The 15,471-nt window shown below is 42.2% G+C and carries 14 protein-coding genes; 1 reads left to right on the top strand and 13 read right to left on the bottom strand.

The genetic code is table 11. The features are described 5' to 3' along the window. The first annotated feature begins 106 nt into the window (after positions 1-106). Positions 107-427, top strand: a complete 321-nt coding sequence (locus AB840_RS00405) for a winged helix-turn-helix transcriptional regulator (protein WP_048512841.1) — start codon at positions 107-109, stop codon at positions 425-427. A 52-nt stretch (positions 428-479) separates the two neighbouring features. On the opposite strand, the gene AB840_RS00400 is transcribed toward AB840_RS00405, so the two are convergent. The 13 genes from AB840_RS00400 to ppk1 all read right to left on the bottom strand — a co-directional run bounded on the left by AB840_RS00400 (position 480) and on the right by ppk1 (position 15,470). Next, a complete protein-coding gene (locus tag AB840_RS00400; RefSeq protein WP_048512840.1) occupies positions 480-1,730 on the bottom strand; it encodes a hypothetical protein in 1,251 nt (416 codons plus the stop codon). Between the two features lie 299 nt (positions 1,731-2,029). Next, positions 2,030-3,763: a proline--tRNA ligase gene (locus tag AB840_RS00395; RefSeq protein WP_048512839.1), complete on the bottom strand. Its 1,734-nt coding sequence runs from the start codon at positions 3,761-3,763 to the stop codon at positions 2,030-2,032. 4 nt (positions 3,764-3,767) lie between these two features. Beyond that, positions 3,768-4,835, bottom strand: a complete 1,068-nt coding sequence (gene ispG, locus AB840_RS00390) for a flavodoxin-dependent (E)-4-hydroxy-3-methylbut-2-enyl-diphosphate synthase (RefSeq protein WP_048512838.1) — start codon at positions 4,833-4,835, stop codon at positions 3,768-3,770. Between the two features lie 18 nt (positions 4,836-4,853). Continuing rightward, on the bottom strand, positions 4,854-5,876 hold the full coding sequence (gene rseP, locus AB840_RS00385) for an RIP metalloprotease RseP (RefSeq protein WP_048512837.1): 1,023 nt from the start codon (positions 5,874-5,876) through the stop codon (positions 4,854-4,856). A 14-nt stretch (positions 5,877-5,890) separates the two neighbouring features. Continuing rightward, positions 5,891-7,036 (bottom strand): 1-deoxy-D-xylulose-5-phosphate reductoisomerase, encoded by a 1,146-nt coding sequence (gene dxr / locus AB840_RS00380; RefSeq protein WP_048512836.1) that lies wholly within the window; start codon positions 7,034-7,036, stop codon positions 5,891-5,893. Between the two features lie 21 nt (positions 7,037-7,057). Beyond that, positions 7,058-7,885, bottom strand: coding sequence for a phosphatidate cytidylyltransferase (locus tag AB840_RS00375; protein ID WP_048512835.1), 828 nt, complete (start codon positions 7,883-7,885; stop codon positions 7,058-7,060). A gap of 14 nt (positions 7,886-7,899) precedes the next feature. After that, positions 7,900-8,667 carry an isoprenyl transferase gene (locus AB840_RS00370; RefSeq protein ID WP_048512834.1) on the bottom strand — a complete coding sequence of 256 codons (768 nt, stop codon included), beginning with the start codon at positions 8,665-8,667 and terminating at the stop codon, positions 7,900-7,902. 241 nt (positions 8,668-8,908) lie between these two features. Continuing rightward, positions 8,909-9,469, bottom strand: a complete 561-nt coding sequence (frr, locus tag AB840_RS00360) for a ribosome recycling factor (RefSeq protein WP_048512833.1) — start codon at positions 9,467-9,469, stop codon at positions 8,909-8,911. A 48-nt stretch (positions 9,470-9,517) separates the two neighbouring features. Beyond that, positions 9,518-10,243: a UMP kinase gene (gene pyrH, locus AB840_RS00355; RefSeq protein ID WP_048512832.1), complete on the bottom strand. Its 726-nt coding sequence runs from the start codon at positions 10,241-10,243 to the stop codon at positions 9,518-9,520. A 74-nt stretch (positions 10,244-10,317) separates the two neighbouring features. Further along, entirely contained in the window at positions 10,318-10,965 is a 648-nt protein-coding gene (gene tsf, locus AB840_RS00350; RefSeq protein WP_048512831.1) for a translation elongation factor Ts, read from the bottom strand. Between the two features lie 98 nt (positions 10,966-11,063). Continuing rightward, positions 11,064-11,798 carry a 30S ribosomal protein S2 gene (rpsB, locus tag AB840_RS00345; protein ID WP_048512830.1) on the bottom strand — a complete coding sequence of 245 codons (735 nt, stop codon included), beginning with the start codon at positions 11,796-11,798 and terminating at the stop codon, positions 11,064-11,066. Between the two features lie 214 nt (positions 11,799-12,012). Beyond that, positions 12,013-12,990: a 3D domain-containing protein gene (locus AB840_RS00340; protein ID WP_048512829.1), complete on the bottom strand. Its 978-nt coding sequence runs from the start codon at positions 12,988-12,990 to the stop codon at positions 12,013-12,015. 368 nt (positions 12,991-13,358) lie between these two features. Beyond that, positions 13,359-15,470 (bottom strand): polyphosphate kinase 1, encoded by a 2,112-nt coding sequence (gene ppk1, locus AB840_RS00335; RefSeq protein WP_048512828.1) that lies wholly within the window; start codon positions 15,468-15,470, stop codon positions 13,359-13,361. Between the last annotated feature and the right edge of the window lies 1 nt (position 15,471).

Raw genomic sequence — 15,471 nt, 5'->3', positions numbered from 1 at the left:
TTTCTTTTTGTAAGATTACAATACATCTGTAACACCTATTTGTAAAGTAAGCACTTTATTGTGCTATAGTATCTATAAAGTAACGTTTGGAAAATGAGGGATTATTGTGGAAAAAGAATTGCCGGAGTGCCCGGTAGAAACGACGCTTATGCTCATCAGTGACCGATGGAAGGTACTCATTATCCGGGATTTGTTGAATGGAACGAAGCGTTTTGGTGAGTTGAAAAAATCTGTCGGTACTATATCTCAAAAAGTACTGACATCAAATTTGAGGTCTATGGAAGCATGCGGTCTTGTACATCGTAGGGTATATGCAGAGGTCCCCCCTAAAGTAGAATATTCACTTACCCAAACCGGATATAGCCTAAAACCCGTACTGGATGCCATGTTTGCATGGGGAACAGAATATAAAGAAAAAAGAAAATAATATTTCCGCTTCTTTAAATGTGCCTGAACGGATGCCGGCTACCTCATTACGTTTAACTTTTCAGATGTTGCAGCTGTTTTAATTGAAATGATGTATAGGTACCTGTCAGCGTATTTGTTTTTCCAGTCGAGGCAGCGCTGATAATATCAAGGAGTACGATTGCTTTGTTTCGTGACAAACCCGGCTGCCATTTCCCACAGTTTATATAGATCGTCAGTACTTTTTCAGCTTCAGAATAGTCTTTTTTTATGATAAGCCAGCGGATCTGGGATAAAATACGGAATCCTTCAGAAAAATGAATGACAGGGTTATATTTCTCCCAGGCAGCATAAAATTTATTTTCTTCTCTGCCGCGAATATATAATGTCAGCAACGCCGTATACATATGTGCAAAGCCAGATACCGGCAAGTGTTCCCGACGCCGGATAAAATCAATTTCACAGGCGTATTGATAGTATTTTTCCGCACTTTTGTAGGCATCTTCACGTTGTTTGCAAAGAAAATACTGGTACGCACTATCAAAAATTTTCCCCAGCATATGATAAATATCCCATGATTTTTCATATTGCTGATGAGTATGCACGACGGTTGAAAAATTATCAATCACGCGGGGCAGCACTTCCGTTATACGGACTTGTTCAATGCAATAACACATGCGAAGAAAACGATGGCAGTGCATATCGGAACTTCCATAGGGAGTCAGGTGAATTTTATATAGCAGCAGTAATTCGTCTAGCAGAGTAGAATGAAGGGACAGCGTATCCAGTCCACAGCGACATAAGCCGTAGCAGGCCCGGCTGTATAATGCTGTTTGTCGTTCTCTGCCACGTTTTTCCATACGGTAGACGGCTTCATCATATAATTCATACGATTGATCTTTTTTTTCGTAAAGATAAACAAAGTGTTCCTTGGTATGAAAATCACAAGCAGCCTTATACAACAAATGAGCATACCGATATAGATCACGGGGCTGACGGTCCTGCCGCAGAATTTGTTTAAAATATTCTTCGGCCTTTTTTTCACATTCGCGTTTTGTTTCGGGAAGCGCTTTATTTTTCTCTCCTTTATATGAGTTGCATGTAATATAATCGCTGTAATGCAGAAACGCTAGTCCCCGCAAAACACGCAAATCATGAGTATATTCTGGAAGATCCAGCATTTGACTATAGGCAGCTGCTGCTATGCGGATAAATTCATTGCTTTTCTGCTCCTTGTTTATACTTTCTATTTGATTTAAAAAGCCTTCCCAATCTTTCTTTTGCATGAATTCTTGTATCAGCTGAGTGATATTCTCTTTTTCCATATATATTCCTCCAGATAGTATGTCATATGCATATATATTAAATCTATTTTTACATACATAAATTGGAATAAAATGAAAACAACATTAAAATAATATGAGAATTAGATGATAAAAAGATTAGATTTTTTTTCTATTTTAATAATAAATATCCATTTATCATTATTTATAATAATTTTTTCAGATAGAACAAGGGATGGTACGGAAATTTTTTTTAAACAAAAAAAGAAAAGACAGCCGAATTCGGAAATATAATTATTTCAGTTTCGGCTGTTTCTTTTTTTGTTGCAGGTATGATGGTATTATTTATTTTCTGCCCGGAGCGTTTCTAAGATTTCTTGTATACGGGCGGCCGCATTCTCAATACGGATAACCTCTTCGGCACCGGTCCGCCGGGTCTTTATTTCTACTGTATGTTCTGCGATACTTTTTTTGCCGATTGTTATTCGGACAGGATAGCCAATAAGATCGGCATCATTGAATTTGACACCGGCCCGTTCGTTGCGGTCGTCCAGGATAACATCTACATGATGCTGGCAAAGTGTATGATACAATGTAGCGGCAATTTCTACCATGGATGCATCTTTTGTACTTACGGGAATAATAGCTGCCTCGTAAGGAGCTATTGATACAGGCCATATAATGCCATTGTCATCATTAAATTGTTCAATAACGGCAGCCATCGTCCGAGTTACACCGACACCGTAGCATCCCATGACATAAGGTTTTGCCTTGCCATTCTGATCAAGAAAAGTTGCATGCAGCGCTTCCGAATATTTGGTTCCCAGTTCAAAGACCTGCCCCACTTCAATGCCATGAACAATTTCAATAGGGGCACCGCAAGCTGGGCAGACATCTGCTTCTGTGATCAGACGAATAGTTGCAACCGTCATATTTTTAAAATCCCGTTTGGGATTGACATTAATATAGTGATACCCATGCTTATTTGCGCCGGTTACTCCGTTGGATATATTCATCGCCGTGGGATCGACAAGAATGAAAAAGGTTTCATTCTCTGGAATATCTGCGTTTATAGGACTCATATAACCAGGTTGCAAGCCATGCACCTTTAACTCTTCCTCCGTTGCCGGCTGGATGTCATTGCCGCCTACAATACGCTGTACTGCCACATCATTGACTTCATGATCACCGCGTACCATACAAAGCACCGTTTTTTTACCGTCAATTGTAAATGCAACGGCTTTGATTGTCTTTTCAATAGAAATGTGGAGAAGATTCACCAATTCTTCAATGGTTGCACAATTCGGAGTTGCAATAAGTTCAGCCTCTTTTTCCGTATCATGTGCCAGTTCCAGCGTTTTAGGAATTGCTTTTTCAATATTGGCCGCATAATTGCAAACTGTACAGGATACAACATCAGCTTCCCCTGCAGCTGCCAAAGCCATAAACTCATGAGTTCGGTTGCCACCTATTTGTCCGGAGTCAGCCTGCACAGGCTTGAAATTTAAACCGCAGCGCGTAAAAATACGGGTATATGCATTGTACATATTTTCGTAATTTGCATGTAGCCCTTCTTCGTCCACATCAAAGGAATAGGCATCCTTCATAACAAATTCACGGCTGCGCATAAGACCGAAGCGAGGGCGAATTTCATCGCGGTATTTATTTTGCATTTGATACAGCGTCAGCGGCATTTGCTTATACGAGCGTAATTCATTGCGGACAAGTGTGGTAATCAGTTCTTCGTGAGTCGGTCCCAGACAATAATTATTATTGTGACGGTCTTTCAGTTTGAACATTTCCGGACCATAAGCATTCCAGCGCCCAGATTCATGCCAGATGTCCGCAGGCTGTACAATCGGCATCATGATTTCCTGTGCACCGGAAGCGTCCATTTCCTGACGGACGATATTTTCAATTTTACGCACAACACGTCGGCCTAATGGTAAAAAAGTATAAATTCCACCGGCGTTTTTACGGATCATACCAGCCTTCAACATATATTTGTGGCTGATAACTTCGGCTTCTGCCGGTATTTCCCTAAGCGTCGGGCAATATAATTTTGATGCTAACATATGGCTAAGACCCCTTTTGAATAAATTTATTTATTTCTTCAAGCAAAGACGATACAAGCTGCTGCTCCGGCACCGTTTTCAGTACCTTTCCGTGCGAAAAAATAATGCCCTTTCCAACGCCGCCGGCTATGCCAAAATCGGCTTCCCGGGCTTCTCCAGGGCCGTTGACAACACAGCCCATAACGGCTACTTTGAGCGGTACGTTTATCGTACTGAGGGCTTTTTGGACTTTTTGAGCCAGTTCGATTAGATTTACTTGTGTTCGACCGCAGGTAGGACAGGAAATGAGCGTCGGACCAAAGGTACGTAAACCTAATGAACTAAGAATTATCTGACCGGCTTTGATTTCCTCTGCCGGATCCTCTGTAAGAGAAACCCGGATGGTATCTCCTATCCCTTCATATAAAAGAGTACCAATACCGACGGCGGATTTGATGCTTCCTTCACGAACCAGGCCGGCCTCAGTCACGCCTAAATGAAGAGCATAAGGAACTTTTTCAGCCAAGGTTTTATAGGCTTCAATCATAAGTGGAACTTCCGATGCTTTTAGAGAAATGACCATATTGCGGTAATTCATTTTTTCTAAAATACAAATATGCCGCAGAGCTCCTTCCACCATTCCTGATGCGGTGGGATGGCCGCCGTATGTTTCTAAAATATCAGCAGGCAGCGATCCGGAATTAATACCAATTCGGATTGGCAGGTTTCTAAGTCGGACCCTTTCGATTACTTTTATGACGTTGTCATCAGCACCTATATTTCCGGGATTGATTCGCAATGCATCCACGCCGCTGTCGACGGCCGCCAAAGCCAGCCGGTAATCAAAGTGAATATCGGCAACAATCGGGACAGGAGATGCTGCGGTTACCGCTTTCAGTCCTTTCGCCGCCGCCATAGTTGGGACAGCAAATCGGATAAGCTCGGCACCGTATGATGCCAAGCGCAATGTGTCGGCAATGGCCGCCTGTTCGTCAGCCGGATCAATAGTAGACATTGTTTGAATTGATATAGGGGCCGTACCGCCGATACCAAGCTTCCCTACCTGTACGGGAAGCGATTTTCTTCGTTTCATCGTATGCCTGCCGCCTTTCTAAAATCTGCTGATGTCCTGAATCATGGCAAAAAGAAATAAAGCTCCCAGGATAATCATCCCTGACATCTGCACGTAATACAGTGCCCGTTTAGGCATCCGGCGGCGTGTAATTCCTTCAATAAGAAGCAGGATGATATATCCGCCATCCAGCATCGGAATTGGCAGGAGATTTAAAATTCCCAGATTAATGCTCAGAAAAGCCGTAAACATGAGAAGATTCACAAATCCCACAGAAGCTACCTGACCAGCTAACTGTGCTACGCCTATGGGTCCGGCCAAATCAGCCTTGGCAGACCCGGTGATCATATTGTAAATACCAACAATCATAAGCTGGCAAATCTGCCCTGTTCGCTGCACCGCCATCCCGGCCGATTCAAAAAAACTATGTGACTGGTTCGTAATAACCGGCATAACGCCAAGCATTGCCCGATCAGTTTGCGTATCCGTCTTCGGAATCATGTCAAGCTTCATTTCGGTTCCGTTACGATCTATTGTAACCGTCACTACTTCATGGCTATGCTTGGAAACGGCAGATGAAATATCCTCCCATTTATGGATCGCCGTACCGCCGATGGATATGATGCGGTCACCTGGCTGCATCTTGACCTGCGAAGCCGCAGAATCGGCCACGACGGAACCCACAATGGGGTCTGGAGATACATTCATCGTTCCGACAGTAAACATGATTCCCCATAGGATGATAATAGCCAGAACAAAATTCATAATAGCTCCGGCAGCGATGACGATCAGACGGCTGAGAACCGGTTTATTTAAAAAGGATTGAGCATTGAGCGTTTCTTCCTCCGTCATGCCGGCAATGCGATTAAAGCCGCCTAACGGAATAGCACGCAGAGAATACACCGTAGGACCGTAAGTGCAACTGTAAATTTTAGGGCCGAAGCCAATGGCAAATTCATCTACCTGCATTCCCGTCAATTTAGCGGTAATAAAGTGTCCAAACTCATGAACGAATACGATAAGACTGAATACAAATACAGTCGCTGCAATTGTTATACCCAAAATACGACACCTTTCTAAAGCAAGGAAACGGCGCAGCGCCGTGCCCACGCATCAGCACTGCGAATCGATTCCACAGTCAGGTCATGGCATACAGTATGTTTTTCCATGACGGTACGAACAATATCAAAAATACGTGTGAAGGAAATTTCCTTGCGCAAAAAAGCATATACGGCGATTTCATTGGCCCCGTTGAGAACGCAGGGCAATGTACCGCCTATCTTTCCAGCCTCATAAGCCAGTGGAAGAGATGGGAATTTTTGGTTGTCCGGCGCTAAAAATTCCAATGTTCCTAGTGTTTTCCAATCAATTGGCTGCGCCCCCCGTACATTCATTCTGTAAGGGTATGTAAAGGCATACTGAATAGGGAGACGCATATCCGGCATACCAAGCTGGCCTACTACGGAACTATCAATGAACTGAACCATAGAATGAATAATACTTTGTGGCTGAATGACTACTTCAATATGATTAAAGGGCATATTAAAAAGCCAATGGGCTTCAATGACCTCTAATCCCTTATTGAACATCGTTGCAGAATCAATCGTAATTTTGCTGCCCATGTTCCAGGTTGGATGCTTCAGGCATTGCTCTACTGTAATGTGTGGAAAATCAGTAATGGGCCGGTGAAAATGAGGGCCCCCCGAAGCCGTAATCAGAAGCCGGTCTATTTCTTCAGGACGGCGTCCATCCAAACACTGAAAAATGGCCCCGTGTTCACTATCGACCGGTAGAATATGCACATGATGACGATGCGCTTCGGTCATAACAAGTTCACCAGCAGCTACTAAGGTTTCCTTATTGGCCAGGGCAATATCCAGTCCCTGTGCAATTGCATGAAGCGTCGGCTCAATACCGGCAGCGCCAACTAAAGAGGTAAGGAGCATATGGGCATCCGCTTCATCAATAAGCTGCAGCAGGCCTTCCGAACCAGTAAAAACCGTACATTCCGGTCCTACGGTTTGCTGCAGCTTGGCAGACGCGCCGGGATCTATCATACAAGCCAAAGGAATCTTATAATCTCGTATTTGCCTGGCGGCTAATTGCCAATTAGAGTAAGCTGCTACTGCGGCCAAGCAAAATTTATCCCTATGTGCGTCTATTACATCGATGGCTTGTGTTCCAATGGAGCCTGTACTGCCCATAATAATTATATTTTTCATGAATACGCTCCTGCCAGCACCTTACGAAATCAGCACAAGATAAACATACACTGCCGGTGCCGTAAAAATCAAACTGTCAAAACGGTCAAGTACACCGCCATGCCCTGGAATCAGCATGCCGGAATCCTTGACTTGACATACCCGCTTCAATATTGATTCAACCAAATCGCCAAGCGGCGCCATAACAGCGATAATTATTCCGATGGCTAAGGCATGTATGACTGAAAACTCAAAAATAAGTGAGAAAATCAATGCAATCAGCAGTGTACCTAAAAATCCGCCAATTGCACCTTCTCTTGTTTTTCCGGGACTAATGGAAGGACACAGCTTATTTCGACCCAAGCATTTTCCTGTAGCGAAGGCAAAGGTATCACTGGCCCATGTAGAAAATACAAGAAGAAACATAAAAAAGCGGGCCGGTTCCAACATAACAGAACCAAAAACTCCCGTCATATCAGAAGCAACCATGCCGCTGCGCAGGGCTAGCATGGCAAAAAATCCAGTACCTATATACAGCAGGCCGTATAGCGTATAGGCACTATCGGATGGCGTAACCAAACGGTGAAAAAAGACAGTCCGCAGCAGCAGCCAGGCTAGAAGTATTATGGCTAAGAGCATCATTACTTTTAGACAACCGTACCAATATGCTCCAAAAAAACATAGGAGCCATACCGCGCCAAATTTATCGGCCAGCTTGGCATTGAGCTTGCGTACTAACGTACTGTATTCATACCATCCCAGTAATGCCAACAGAGTCATCATGATGAAAAAAAGCCAATTTCCCTCATAAATGACAAATATTGTTAAGGCACCGCCGACAATGCCTGTTATTATTCGTTTTGCCAACATAACATGTACCTACCTTATTTTAACCCGCCAAAGCGTCTTTCTCTTCCTTGAAAAGAAAGAATTGCCTCGATCAGTGTTTCTTTTGTAAAATCAGGCCAGAATAAATCTGTAAACCAAAATTCGGCATACGCCATCTGCCAAAGCAGAAAATTGCTGACCCGCTTGTCTGCGCCGGGACGAATGAGAAGATCTACGTCATTTTCAGGCGCTGTGTATAAGTATGCGGATAACGTGTTTTCATTAATCTCCTCTGGCTTCAGCAATCCTGCTTTCACATCTGCCGCTGCTCGCTGCAACGCATGCGTCAACTCCAAACGACCGCCGTAATTGACTGCTACATTCAAAAGTAAGCCTGTATTATTCATCATATTTTGTTCTGTCTTATGGAAAACCGATTGGAGAGACGGATTAAGCCGACTCATATCACCGATAAAACGGAGTTTTACATTATGCTCTTCTAATTCAAGAAGATTTTGAGCTAAATATTCATTCATTAGTTTCATAATGTATGAGACTTCATCATCAGGACGTTTCCAGTTTTCTGTAGAAAAAGCATACACCGTCAGCACTTGAATTCCCAAATCACTGGCAGCAATAACAATACGTTTCAGCGTATCAGCTCCTGCATGATGTCCATAACTGCGCGGCAGTCCCTTGTGTCTGGCCCACCGGCCATTGCCATCCATGATAATAGCTACATGACGCGGAATATTTTCCTTATCCAGCAGGCTTTCCGATATGGGTTGAGATGTTGACTTTCTTTTCCCTAATAAATTGATCATTATACCTTTTCTCCAACTTGCAGTATCTGTTTTACAGAGTCGCTTTTTTGTAAAGTATAGTTTACCAGAAGATGGGCAACGTTCTCCCTCATTTGGGCACGAATGATGTATATCTCAGACGTATCACATTGGAAGAAATGACTTCGGGACACCGTGTGTTTTATAACATACGGGACGTTTTTATCCTGTAATACAGATTTGGCATACCGTAATGGCATGCCAATAAAAATCCGTATATCCATCATACTTCCATGACTTCTTTTTCTTTTTTAGCTTTAATCTCATCGATTATTTTGACTTTCTTATCTGTCAGTTTTTGGATATTTGTCTGGGCTTCCTTGCTTTCATCTTCTGTGATTTCCCGTTTCTTTTCCATTTTCTTTATGACTTCATTGCCGTCACGACGAATGTTTCGAACAACTACTTTAGATTCTTCGGCAACCTTGCTGACTTTTTTGTTTAAATCCTTGCGGCGTTCCTCTGTCAATTGTGGTATTTCCAAACGAATCATAGTACCGTCATTATTCGGATTCAATCCTAAATCAGATTTTAAAATAGCTCTTTCAATTTCTCCCAGCATTTTCCGTTCCCACGGTACGATTGTAATAAGGCGAGGTTCCGGGGCCGATACATTCGCAACCTGTTTAATCGGGGTGGGAGTACCATAATAATCTACAGTAACACGGTCCAGCAGTGTCGTGCTTGCCCGACCGGTACGGATTGAAGCAAGATCACGTTTCAGTGCCTCAATTGTTTTGTCCATCTTTTCTTCATGTTGTGTCAATAAGGTTTTTGTATCCATTCTGAATCACTTCCTTAAATAAAATTATATATATATATAATACAGCGTTTAGCCTTCTTTGTCGACTAATGTACCTAAATCTTTTCCGCCGGCAGCAGCAATGATATTTCCGGGAACATCGATATTAAATACAACGATAGGAATATCATTATTCATGCATAACGTCGTAGCGGTCGCATCCATGACTTTTAAATCTTTGTTAATTACATCCAGGTAAGAAAGTCTTTTAAACATTTTTGCGTCGGCATGTTGCTTCGGATCACAATCATATACGCCATCTACGCCATTTTTTGCCATAAGGATTGCATCTGCTTCGATTTCAGCAGCACGAAGTGCTGCCGTTGTATCAGTAGAAAAGTAAGGGTTTCCCGTACCGGCACCAAAAATGACCACTCTGCCTTTTTCCATATGACGAATAGCCCGGCGGCGGATATACGGTTCAGCTACCTGCTGCATATTAATGGCGGTCTGAACTCGTGTGGCGACACCATTATTTTCCATGGCATCTTGCAGTGCCAGCGCATTCATGACAGTGGCCAACATTCCCATGTAATCAGCAGAAACACGATCCATCCCTTTGGCGCTGCCCGAAAGACCACGCCAAATATTACCGCCGCCTACAACGATAGCGATTTGAATATCCAATCGGCTCGCTTCCACCACCTGCTTTGCGATTTTCTCTACTGTTTCTGGATCAATGCCATATCCTTGGTTTCCTGCCAATGCCTCACCGCTCAATTTTAATACAACACGTTTAAATTTTCTCGTTTCCATAAAATCCTCCTGTAATACATAAGTTTAAATTAGAAAATAAGAGAACACGAAAAAAGGTGTTCTCTTATGAAATCTTATTTAGCTTGTGCCATTACTTCGGAAACAAAGTCATCATTGCGTTTTTCAAGGCCTTCGCCTAATTCATAACGAGAATAACGGCGAATATCAATTTTTTCGCCGATTTTGGCGATGTTTTCTGTAATAACCTGCTGAATTGTCTTATCGGAATCCTTGATGAATTCCTGTTCCAATAGGCAATTTTCCTTATAGAATTTTTCCAAACGGCCAACCATCATTTTTTCAACGATTTTTTCCGGTTTGCCTTCATTTAAAGCCTGTTGGCGCAGAACTTCTTTTTCATGATCCAGCACTTCCTGGGGAACATCTTCTCGTTTTAAATATGTTGGGTTTGCTGCAGCAATCTGCATAGCAATATCCTTACATAAATCTTTGAAATTGGCTGTCTGCGCAACAAAATCTGTTTCACAATTCACTTCAACAAGAACCCCGATGCGGCCATTGCCATGGATATAAGAATAAACCAAACCTTCAGCTGCGATGCGGTCAGCCTTTTTAGCAGCGGCTGCCAGACCTTTTTCGCGAAGAAAGTCGATAGCCTTGTCCATATCTCCGTTGGTTGCTGAAAGTGCCTTTTTGCAGTCCATCATACCGGCACCGGTTTTTGTTCTTAAATCTTTTACCATGCTTGCTGTAATAGCCATAATATTCCTCCTAAAAATAATATACAGTTTAATAAAGGTAAGGAATTCTCACTCCTTACCTTTACATATAAGACATATAGTTCTCAAAGAACGGTTTTTTAGTTTTCTTCTGCTGCCACTTCTTCAGTCTGTTCAGCCGCATCAAGCTGTTCACCCTGATTGCCTTCAAGAACAGCGTCGGCAACCTTGCCTGTCAGCAATTTAACGGCACGGATAGCATCATCATTAGCGGGAATTGGATAGTCAATAATATCCGGATCACAATTTGTATCTACCGTCGCAATAATAGGAATATGAAGCTTGCGAGCTTCGGCAACCGCAATTTCTTCTTTTTTAGGATCAATAATAAAGAGAGCATCCGGCAGTTTTTTCATATCCTTAATACCGCCGAGGTACTTCTGCAATTTTTCCATTTCATGTTTAAGCAATGTAACTTCTTTTTTCGGTAATACATCAAACGTGCCGTCTTCAGCTTGTTTTTCCAAGGTTTTCAAACGTTTTACACGTTTTTCGATCGTTTGGAAGTTAGTAAGCATACCGCCGAGCCAACGTTCATTTACAAAAAACTGATTGCATCGTTCTGCTTCCGTTTTAATGGATTCTTGTGCCTGTTTTTTTGTGCCGACAAATAAGACACGGCCGCCTTCCTGTGCCAGATCACGAACAAAGTTGTATGCTTCGTCCATCTTCTTTACAGTTTTCTGCAGGTCAATAATGTAAATACCGTTACGTTCTGTAAAGATAAAACGAGCCATTTTAGGATTCCAGCGACGTGTCTGGTGACCAAAATGAACCCCTGCTTCTAATAATTGTTTCATAGATACTACTGCCATAATTATGATTCCTCCTGTTTTTTCCGCCGCCCGGTCATTGTCTGCCATCACCGGATAATATCGGCACAGCCACAGACTCACCAAGCGTGTGTATTTTGAACCTCTGATATTATACCATAAGTACATGGGCTGTACAAGCTATTTTATAAAAGCTGAGTAATATTAAAGCACAATCGGAATCCCTGTAAGGATTCCGATTGTAAAAATCAAAAAACTATTCCAACACATAAACGGGTACGGTGCGACGGCCAAAGCGCATACATGAATTATAATCTTCCATACAAAGATCAATGCGGTTTCCGAGAATGTCACCGCCAGTATCTTCCGCAGTGGCTAAACCATAGCCGGGAATAAAGACACGCGACCCCAGTGGAATGATATTGGGATCTACTGCGACCACACCGTAGCGGGCAATTGTTCCCATCTTCGTAATTCCCTCACCGTTTCCATCTGTCGGTAAATAAGCAGTAGCTACCATTGTAAAAACTTTTTTGTATTTGGAAATAGCCCCCGTATTTATTTCTACCGTTTCCTTTGTGCCGACATGGCGGATCAGCGGCTGCATTTCGGTTACAAGGGTTGTGGAAACAGGTTCCCTGCCTATAACCTGTCCGTCTAAGCTGACAATATTAACGGTGACTTTTTTACGGCCGTCCTTACCTTCTTGTAGAATTTGTTCCTCTCCACGTCCTATGTTTTCATCAGGTATGCTTTCGACCGCATATGGAACAACTTCATCCTCCGTAATTGTTTTTTTCGAAAGAGCACCGATACGAATAACTATATTTTCTTCAACTGCAGCGTCTGCTTTACCGTAAGGACGGTAAGCTTCCGTATCATATCCATACTGTACAGCTACATCCTGTACTGTTTTTTTTGCAGACAGCACCTGCTGCTTCTGTCCCTTATACTCAATCGTGACGGGAACAGCGCGACAGACCGTTACCTGACTTCCTTCTGTTAATTTGGGTGTTGATACTTGCAGCTCGTCATAAGAGCCGATCACGATTTTATTTTCGCGCATAAGCGCTTCTTCATTAATTGCATGCGTATATACGGTCTTGACAGTTCCGTCCGCATGGATGGTTACTAATTTTCCTTTGTCGATAAAACCAGTCAAGGAAACGATGATTAATAATGCGATCAAGGTAACATACATACGAGTTACAGGTCTTTGATATCGTTTGTTCATTCAATCCCTCCCAATCTGGCATTATTCTACCAAAGAAGGACATTGATGTCAATTTTATTTGGTTTACAATTAGAACAAAAAGTTGATAATATAACATTCCACAGCTTTTTGTAAACCGATATTAACGTATGAAATAATAGATAAAATGGTGGGTTATCACGATTTGGGTGTTATTCCACACATTTTCCCACATTAAAGAAAAAATTCTTTAGAAAATGTATTTAGCAGAATTAAAAAGTCATTTATATGAACTTTCCTCCCACTTTATGTAAACGTTTGCATATACGTTTTGAACAAAAAATAAAAATAATAAAAAACCATGCCCTTATTGTCTACTGACAAAGGACACGGTTTAAGCGGATTTCATATTAGAAGTACTTGTTTTTATGTTTTATTTCATCATTTTTTTCTTCTGCTTCGTATTGAAGCTGCCGTTGCGCATGAACCGGCTCTTCGTTTTTTCGTTCCTTGGCCAGATATCGGTATGTTCCATCAGAATTCATTGAATATGCTTTGACATTATCATGAAAATACAATGATAAAATTCTTTTTATACGTTCTTTGTGAGGTGGAAACTCAACGGGGATCATTAATTCTACCCGTTCATTTAGATTACGGGGCATCCAGTCCGCAGATGAAATGAAAACATCTTCCTTGCCGCCGTTATAAAAATAAAATAAACGGCTGTGCTCTAAAAAACGGCCTACAATACTGTGTACCTCAATATGTTCACTGATTCCGGGAAGACCTGGACGCAGTACGCATATACCGCGGATAATAAGTTTAATTTGTACACCCGCAGCCGAGGCTGCGTATAATTTGGTAATGACCGCTTTATCAAGAAGGGAATTCATTTTGGCAATGATAACGGCTTTCTTTCCTTGACGGGCCAGGGATGTTTCCTGTTCGATTGACTGATAGATTGATTCGCGTAGATTAATGGGGGCAACGGCCAGCTTGTTCCATTGCGGAGGATCAGAATAACCAGATAATAAATTAAAAAAAGACGAAGCGTCAACCCCAATAAGAGTACTAGCGGTCAATATTCCTACATCGGTGTAGATACGGGCTGTTTTTCCATTATAGTTACCTGTTGCCAGATGAACATAACGACGGATACCATTTTCCTCATGTCGTACGACAAGCGTAATTTTTGAATGGGTTTTCAAACCCATGATGCCATAAATGACATGGCATCCAGCTTGCTCCAGTTTACGGGCCATAAATATATTGTTTTCTTCATCAAAGCGTGCCTTTACTTCCATCAGAACAGTTACTTGCTTGCCATTTTCAGCGGCTTCGGCCAGCGCAGCAATAATAGGTGACCGGCTGCTGACACGATATAAGGTCTGTTTGATGGCAAGAACGTTTGGATCCGTAGCCGCAAGCTTGATGAAATTTTCCACTGTCGTGAAAGTTTCATAAGGATGATGAACCATGATATCCTGTTTTGCAATGGCAGACCAGAAATCTGGAGCATCGATTCCAGCCAATTCATACGATGGCTGCGGCACGGCTGGTGGATACCGAAGGCTATCGCATCCATCAGTTCCGACAAAGGAAAAGAATACTTTGCAGTCCAAAGGGCCGGAAATCATATAGATGTCTTTTTCTTCAAGCTGTAACTCCCTTCTCAGAAATTCTTTCAGCATACGGCTGGAAGAATATGCAAGTTCCAAACGAACAGACGCTCCCTTGCGGCGTTTTTTTAATGATTTTTCTACTTCAATGAGCAAATCTTCCGCATCATCGTCAATGTCCAAATCTGCATCGCGGGTTACGCGAAACGGAACGACTTCCAAAATGTCACAGCCTAAAAAGAATTGTTCGGCAAAGGCGCCCAGAATATCTTCAAGAAAAAGAAATTTTTTCTCTGTTCCATTTGAGACACCGGTGTTAGGAACTTTTATAATACGTTTGATGACAGACGATGGCACGGGCAGGATCGCAGTTTTGACCGATATGTCACACTGCTTTTTGCGCAGGAGAACGGCCAGGTTTAAGTTTAAGCTGGAAAGAAAAGGAAAAGGATGGCTCGAATCAACGGCCATAGGAGTAACCACAGGATAAATTTCCCGTTCAAAATAACTTTCAAGCCATAAATGCTGCTCCTCGTTCAAATCGCTGACGTGAATAAATTGCAGACCGTTTTCTCGCAGCTTATTACGGATAATATTGTAATAGGCATATTGCTGCTGTACCTGTTTGTGAACCATATCCTGAATGGCTTCAAATTGCTCCTGCGGTGTCATACCGGAAATATCAATATGTTTTATTCCGCTTTCTATCAAATGCTTGACACCGGCAACGCGAATCATGAAAAATTCATCTAAATTAGAAGCGGCAATGGCTATAAAATTTAATTGCTCTAACAGTGGATTGGAAGGAACCATAGCTTCCCGCAATACCCGTTCATTAAATTTTATCCACGTGCATTCCCGGTTTAAAAAATTTTCAGGATCTGTATAATTCAACCTCATC

Source organism: Megasphaera cerevisiae DSM 20462 (assembly GCF_001045675.1).
GTDB classification, from domain to species: Bacteria; Bacillota; Negativicutes; order Veillonellales; family Megasphaeraceae; genus Megasphaera; species Megasphaera cerevisiae.
The sequence above is the reverse complement of the archived record's forward strand: the minus strand, read 5'-3'. Positions and strand labels throughout refer to the sequence as shown.

Bases quoted from the DNA above. Each gene is read 5' to 3' on its own strand.
- tsf (WP_048512831.1), bottom strand. From the start codon at position 10,965: ATGGCTATTACAGCAAGCATGGTAAAAGATTTAAGAACAAAAACCGGT.
- AB840_RS00340 (WP_048512829.1), bottom strand. From the start codon at position 12,990: ATGAACAAACGATATCAAAGACCTGTAACTCGTATGTATGTTACCTTG.
- pyrH (WP_048512832.1), bottom strand. From the start codon at position 10,243: ATGGAAACGAGAAAATTTAAACGTGTTGTATTAAAATTGAGCGGTGAG.
- ispG (WP_048512838.1), bottom strand. From the start codon at position 4,835: ATGAAACGAAGAAAATCGCTTCCCGTACAGGTAGGGAAGCTTGGTATC.
- AB840_RS00395 (WP_048512839.1), bottom strand. From the start codon at position 3,763: ATGTTAGCATCAAAATTATATTGCCCGACGCTTAGGGAAATACCGGCA.
- AB840_RS00370 (WP_048512834.1), bottom strand. From the start codon at position 8,667: ATGATCAATTTATTAGGGAAAAGAAAGTCAACATCTCAACCCATATCG.
- rpsB (WP_048512830.1), bottom strand. From the start codon at position 11,798: ATGGCAGTAGTATCTATGAAACAATTATTAGAAGCAGGGGTTCATTTT.
- frr (WP_048512833.1), bottom strand. From the start codon at position 9,469: ATGGATACAAAAACCTTATTGACACAACATGAAGAAAAGATGGACAAA.
- AB840_RS00400 (WP_048512840.1), bottom strand. From the start codon at position 1,730: ATGGAAAAAGAGAATATCACTCAGCTGATACAAGAATTCATGCAAAAG.
- ppk1 (WP_048512828.1), bottom strand. From the start codon at position 15,470: ATGAGGTTGAATTATACAGATCCTGAAAATTTTTTAAACCGGGAATGC.
- AB840_RS00375 (WP_048512835.1), bottom strand. From the start codon at position 7,885: ATGTTGGCAAAACGAATAATAACAGGCATTGTCGGCGGTGCCTTAACA.
- dxr (WP_048512836.1), bottom strand. From the start codon at position 7,036: ATGAAAAATATAATTATTATGGGCAGTACAGGCTCCATTGGAACACAA.